The sequence below is a fragment of the Bradyrhizobium sp. genome, from assembly GCF_030654605.1.
Lineage (GTDB): Bacteria > Pseudomonadota > Alphaproteobacteria > Rhizobiales > Xanthobacteraceae > Bradyrhizobium.
Map to the genome: position 1 here is coordinate 1 of NZ_JAURXB010000166.1, position 6,387 is coordinate 6,387.

Below are 6,387 nucleotides of genomic sequence, written 5' to 3' on the forward strand. Positions count from 1 at the left end.
GGCGAGCGCGGCACGCTGGACCTGCGCGGCGTCGCTGAACTGGTCGAGAGCGATTTCATATTTGCCCCGGTACCAGTCAACGACGCTCCTGACTTCACCGGCCAAAGCGTCGGGATAAGCTACACGGGCAATCCGGTCGCGATCGCGACCAATGTCTCGGCGAGCGATATCGACAGCGACAACTACGCCGGCGGATTGCTGACAGCGACGGTGACGGCGGGCAGCCAGCAGGGCGATACGCTGTCGCTCGCGGAGAGCGAATACATCCACTACAATGCTTCCGGTAACATCGTGAGTTTCGATTCCGATGGTTATGGCGATGGAGCCGACTTTGTCGACATCGGCACGCTTACCGACAACATCAACAGCCTGACGGTCGCGCTGAACGGCAACGCCACCGATGATGCCGTTGAGCGGCTGACGCAGGCGATTCAGTTCGAGAATGCCAAGCCGAATGCAGTGGCCCCCGGTACCCGCACGGTCACGTTCAGGCTCGACGACGGCGGCGGCACCGCCAACGGTGGTCACAACATCGATGAATTCACTGCGACGGTGAACGTCCCGGGATCAAATCAAGCCCCGGTGGCGGGCGCCGACAATGTCCTTGTCCGTCCCGATTACATCGCCATCGCCAGCACGCTGATCACCAACGATAGCGACCCCGACGAGGACGCGTTCGCGATCTCCGGTGCTGCGTACGGCGAGAACGAGGCGACACCGGGCGACGGCACCTACACCATCCAGGGGCAGTATGGGACGATGCAGTTCTACGCCACCGAACATCTATCGGTGACGTTCGGAGGATTTGTCGACTTCCACGTCAATGCCGGCGACTTCATCTACGCGATCGGCCGGGACGCTGACGGCGACCCGCTTGCCGGGCTTCCGATCTACGACCTGCAGCCCGGTCAGACCCTGTCGGAGGAGTTTACCTACACCATTACCGACAGCCATGGCGCGATCTCCTCTCCCGCGACGGTGACGGTGACGTTCGAGCCTTCGCTGGTCGACCTCAGGGTGCGTACGGCAGATGGTTACGACACGACCACGCTGTGGAACGACCTTCATTATGGCGACATCACGTCGATTGACGAAACGCACATCACCGTGGTGAACGAAGGCAGGACCATTGAGATCGATGCCAAGGGGCTGATATTCGACGATCTGGGCGATGGCGAATATTCCATCAGCGGCGGCCTGATCAAGGGCTTCCATGTCTCCGGTCCGTCGGGCGCCCCCCTGTTTGACGCGGTGCGATACAATCTTCCGGCGGGATTGCTTGACGAAGCGGTGGACAATCCCGACTCCACCGAGTTCGACGGCATGTTAGCCGCGTATGGCTATGACAGCCACGGCAGTATCGGTTTGGATGTGCTGCGGGGCGGTGACCTCGTTGATTATTTCGATGCCGGAGGCGACGCCGATAACATCGACGCCGGCAAGGGCAACGACGTCATTACCATCAGCGACAACGCCGCATGGAATATCGACGGCGGCGACGGGGTCGACACCGTCAGACTGTCCGGCGCCTTCAATCTGGCCGCTGGGCCCGAAGGTCAGAATCTGACCAACATCGAAATCATCGATCTCAACAGGACCCATGCCAACGCCATCGTCGTCGAGCCCGAAGACCTGTACCTGGTCAATGCGGGCCATGTGGGACGAATTCTCGGCAACGGCAGCGACACCTTGGTGCTGGCCGGCGAGTATTACGGGCATCCCGGCGGTCAATGGGCTCTGGCGCAATCGGGCGCATTCTATGCCGGCGATTCTGCGACGGCAGGGGTGTCGTTCGACGTGTACGAATACACGGAAGACGAGCTCGTCCTGGGTACGCTGTATGTCGAACAGGGCGTGACGGTCGAAGGCGGGCCGGTCATCCTGAGCAATGATTTGCAAACGGCCGGAAGCGCCTTCGGCGCGATGATCAGCCACCTTTCGATCCTGGACGGCTATACCGATGATCTCACCATCACCGCGGTGGCCGGCGACGGCACCCTTGCTCCGGTTGGCTCAGTCGATGATTTCGACAGTTTCAACGACGGCAGCGATGGCACGCTGTCTGCCACCGGCAGCCTCGCCGCCATCAACCAGATGCTGGAGGATGGTCTGATCTATATGACGGACATCGTTACTCCGCCGTCGACGGACATGGTCACCCTCACGATCAATGACGGCCAGGGCACCGATAGCCTCAATTTCATCTTCAATGTCACCGGAACCAATCCGACCCTGTCCAGCACGGCAGGCAACGACATTCTCTATGCCACCGGCGGCAATGATCAGTTTGTATTCGCAGCCGCCGGCAATGGACACGACACGATTATCGCTTTTGCGCCTGGGCAGGACGACATCAATCTCGGCCATGAAGCGTTCGCTGCGAGCGGCCCCAATGACTTCGCGCACTGGCTCGCGAGCCACGCGACCGCCGTCAATGGCGATGTGCTGATCGATCTCAATGTGAATGGCGAGCATCTCAACCAGGATACGATTCTGTTGAAAAATGTCGCATTGGCCAGCCTGCGTGACAGCGACTTTATCCTGCCATCCGGCGGCGGCGGCAATAGCCTCTAGCCCTCCTACACCACCCGCGGAATCCCCATCCGATCGACTTCGCCCAGCACCGCGGCGAGATCCTGGTGCCCCGCACCGAAATGCCCCTTGCGCTCGGCCAGCGGCACCGTCCGAACCCCGGCCAGCCGGTAATGCCGGTCGTGCACCAGGCATCGCTCTCGGATCAGCGGCCACAGCAACAGGCCGAGCATGCGCTGGTCGTGGCCGTATTTCGCCGTCGGCCCGTTGACAAAATAGCGGCGCATCAGTTCGGCGATACCGATCCCGCAATCGGCGCGACCGTCCCAGGTGCCGCCCATCATCAGTTCGTTGTGCATGACGTGATCGCGCATCACGTGAAACGGATAGAAGCTGTCGATCCATTGCTGGACGGCATCGGCTTCCGCGGCGGATACCCTTGCATCGCAATCGCGCACCAGAAAATACCCGACCGTCGGGTCGTCCATGACCAGGAAGCGCTGGAACAGCCCCACCCCCGGATATTCGTCCGCCATGTTCCTGATCTCGGCGGCGTTCTCGCGCAAAAAGCCGATGCATGCCGGCGGCACCGTCGCGTCGACGTAGAAGCGGCAGGTCCAGTCCGGATAGAACTTCCGGCAGAGCACCAGATTGATCATGGCGCCATAGGTGTAGAAGAGCGTCGGTCCCCACAGCGAGAATGAAATGACCTTGCGCCCCACCGGCGGCCCGGCGGGCTCCTTCAGGGTGAACGGCAACGGCTTTCGGCAGGCCTCGGCGTCGCGCAGGTCGAGGGCGCGCTGGCCGTAACGGATCGCGTCGGCGGTCCTGCCGGTGTAGAAATGCGCGACCTTGAGGGTGTCGAGGATGGTGAGGTCTTCGCCGTGCTCCGCGATGTAGGCTTGCGCCTGTGCGATCGTCTCGTCGAAGCGCTTCATGTTGGAAAGCGTCGCGATCCGCGCCTTCTGCATCCGCGCCATGCCGGGCTGGCGTCGGTTCAGTTCCTCGGCGAGCGTCAGCGCCGCCGCCCATTCGCGCTTCTGGAAGAACGCGTCGAACAGCAATTCCTTTGCCACGAGATCGTCGGGATCGCTGACCGTGATGGTGCAGAGCTGGACGATCGCCCCGTCATTGTCGCCGGCCCGCAGCAAGGCGCGAATGGTCTCATGGCGCGGTGCAGGTTGCGCAAGGGTGCCGTTCACACGGTTGGACATCTTCCCTGGGCCCCAAAGCTTCGAGATGCCGGATCAGCCAGCATATAACCGATTTATGCGCAGGTTATAGTGACGTCCCTGAAACCGGCATCTGGTGCCGCGATCCCCTGATGTGATACCCAGACGGGATGAAGCGGCTGAGGGTATTGCGGCGCTGGTTCAAGCGCAGGTTCGGGATTGCCAGGCTGGTCTGCCTCGCGATCCTGGTCGGGCTGGCGGCGCTGCGCGTCGCCGATCCCTTTGCCGTCGAGGAGCTCAGGGTCAGGACCTTCGACGGCTTCCAGGTCATCGAGCCGCGGGTCAAGACGGCAAGACCGGTCACCATCATCGACATCGACGAAAAGAGCCTGGCGAAACTCGGCCAGTGGCCATGGCCGCGGACCCGGGTCGCGGAGCTGATCGACAGGCTCGCCGCGCAGGGCGCGATCGTGGTCGCCTTCGATATCGTGTTCGCGGAGCCCGACCGGCTCAATCCGGCGGTTGCGGCCGACACCATCCCCAATCTCGACGAGGATGTCAGGGCCAAGCTGCGCGCGCTGCCGAGCAACGATCGGATCCTGGCCGATTCGCTCAAACGCTCGCGCGTGGTGCTGGGCCAGTCCGGCTTCCCCTATGTGCTCGGCGAACTCGACAAATCACTGCCGGTGACGGGACTGGCGATGCGCGGCGAGGAGCCGCAGCCGTTCCTGTACGATTTTCCTGGTCTGCTGCGTAACATCCCGGTGCTGGAGCAGGCGGCCGCGGGGCGCGGCCTGTTCACCATCAAGAACGAGCGCGACGGCATCGTGCGGCGGGTGCCGATGATCATGCTGGCGCAGGGCGCGACCATGCCGTCGCTGAGTTTCGAAATGCTGCGGGTGGCCTCCGGCTCCGGCACGATCCTGACCAAGGCCGACAAGGCCGGCATGCAAAGCGTCGCCGTCTCGGGCTTCGAGGTTCCGACCGATCGCAACGGCCAGGTCTGGGTGCATTTCGCACGCCGCGATCCGTCGATCTACGTCTCGGCGCTGGATGTGCTGGAAGGCCGCGTGCCGCCCGAGAAGATCGCGCAGAAGCTGGTGCTGATAGGCACCTCGGCGGTCGGCCTTCTCGACACCAAGACCACGCCGGTCGATCCGGTCATGCCCGGCGTCGAAATTCATGCCCAGGTGCTCGAAAGCGTGCTGACCCGAACCGTGTTGTCGCAGCCCAATTGGGCTATCGCCACGGAATTCTTCTTCGCACTCATCCTCGGGCTTCTGGTGATCGCGTTTGCGCCGAACTTCGGACCGGTCACGCTGGTGGCGGTCGGCGCCCTGTTTGCCTCGGCGCTGATCGGCACCTCCTGGTATTTCTACACCCAGCATCGCCTGCTGATCGATTTCACCTATCCGCTGGCGTCGACCATGTCGATTTACCTGACCCTGGTGTTCTCGAGCTTCGTGCGGGAGCAGAAGCAGCGGCGGCAAATTCGCTCGGCATTCGGCCAGTATCTGTCGCCGGCGCTGATCGAGCAGCTGGCGCAGTCGCCGGAAAAACTCCAGCTCGGCGGCGAGGAGCGCGAGATGACGATCATGTTCTCCGACGTGCGCGGCTTCACCACCATCTCGGAATCCTACAAGCACGATCCGCAGGGGCTGACCGCGCTGATGAACCGGTTCCTGACGCCGCTGACCAACGCCATTCTCGATCGCAAGGGCACCATCGACAAATACATGGGCGACGCCATCATGGCGTTCTGGAACGCGCCGCTCGACGACAAACAGCACGAGATCAACGCCTGCGAGGCCGCCCTCGACATGCTGGAGCGGATCGACGAACTCAACCAGGAGCGCGAGATCGAGGCGCAGGACGGCGGCCACGTCTATATCCCGATCAATGTCGGCGTCGGCCTCAATACCGGCGTCTGCGTCGTCGGCAATATGGGGTCCAATTTGCGCTTCGACTATTCGGTGCTCGGCGACAGCGTCAATCTGGCCTCGAGGCTGGAGGGGCAGTCCAAGGAGTACGGATTCCCGATCATCATCGGCTCCAAGACCGCGATGGCGGTGAAGGACAAGTTCGCGATCCTCGAGCTCGACTTCATCATGGTCAAGGGCAAGAAGGAGCCCGAGGTGATCTATGCCATCGCCGGCCGCGAGGACACCGCGCAATCCGAAAGGTTTCAGCGCCTGCGCAACCTGACCATCGAGATGCTGGGGTGCTATCGCAACCGCGACTGGGACGGCGCGCTGGCGGCGATCGAACGCGGCCGCAAGTCCGACGACGGGCACGCGCTGGAATATCTGTACGATCTGTACGAGGCGCGGATCCGCCTCTATCAGGAAAACCCGCCGCCGGAAAACTGGAATGGCGCGTTCGCGCTGCTGACGAAGTAGCACTCTATTGTCGTCCCTGCCTAGTGCCTGGAATCATAAGTCCGTGTTGCTGCCATCCTTCGAGACGCGGCGAAGACGCCGCTCCTCAGGATGAGGTTTACCTTGTTGAAACGCCACAACCTCATGCTGAGGAGCGAGCGACGCGAGCGTCTCGAAGCATGGGCTGCAAGCGACTCACCAATCTCGGATAGTCGATACTAGGGCTTCCGGTCCCCAGTGCGCTTTTTCAGTTCCGCCAAGGCGCGGCCGGCGAAACGGCCGAGCTTCGTCGCCGTGGAGTCGAG

At 62.3% G+C, this 6,387-nt stretch carries 3 protein-coding genes; 2 read left to right on the plus strand and 1 reads right to left on the minus strand.

The features are described 5' to 3' along the window. Positions 1-210: 210 nt before the first annotated feature. A complete protein-coding gene (locus Q7U29_RS15445; protein WP_304742884.1) occupies positions 211-2,574 on the plus strand; it encodes an Ig-like domain-containing protein in 2,364 nt (787 codons plus the stop codon). Positions 2,575-2,579: 5 nt separating this feature from the next. Here Q7U29_RS15445 and Q7U29_RS15450 read toward each other — a convergent pair whose 3' ends face one another. Next, complete coding sequence (locus tag Q7U29_RS15450; protein ID WP_304742886.1) at positions 2,580-3,746, minus strand: hypothetical protein; 1,167 nt, start codon at positions 3,744-3,746, stop codon at positions 2,580-2,582. Positions 3,747-3,874: 128 nt separating this feature from the next. Here Q7U29_RS15450 and Q7U29_RS15455 point away from each other — a divergent pair, with 128 nt between their 5' ends. Continuing rightward, the gene (locus Q7U29_RS15455; RefSeq protein ID WP_304742887.1) at positions 3,875-6,103 is read left to right on the plus strand and encodes a CHASE2 domain-containing protein; all 2,229 of its coding nucleotides are present in this window, start codon (positions 3,875-3,877) and stop codon (positions 6,101-6,103) included. The last annotated feature ends 284 nt before the right edge of the window (positions 6,104-6,387 follow it).